This window comes from Pseudoalteromonas luteoviolacea (assembly GCF_001696455.1).
Taxonomy (GTDB): domain Bacteria; phylum Pseudomonadota; class Gammaproteobacteria; order Enterobacterales; family Alteromonadaceae; genus Pseudoalteromonas; species Pseudoalteromonas luteoviolacea_C.
In genome coordinates, this window is the sequence record NZ_MAUJ01000066.1 from 1 (window position 1) to 302 (window position 302).

General features: G+C 44.0%; 1 protein-coding gene. It reads left to right on the forward strand.

Annotated elements, in window-relative coordinates; translation table 11 throughout:
* Positions 1–302: RHS repeat domain-containing protein (locus A7985_RS25530; RefSeq protein WP_141685461.1), on the forward strand; the 302-nt coding region annotated here is incomplete at both ends.

The window sequence follows — 302 nt, forward strand, 5'->3', positions numbered from 1 at the left end:
GTGTACTTCAAAGTGAAGTCATTAAATGCACGCGGTCTTGTAACGGGCTACCTAAAAGGGTTGCAATCCATGGCCGTGGGTTATGACGACAATGGCATGGTCTCGTCGATTAAAGCAGTCGATAAAGACTATATTCAAAATGATAGCTATCGTTTTGATGGGCTTGGTAACTTACTGAGTCGCTCACAAGCGTCGATGCAGACACGCCACTATCAGTATGATGACCTCAACCGAATAACGACCATCAATGACAGGGTGCTATTTAGCTACGATGACAATGGCAACTTAAAAACCAAAAGCGA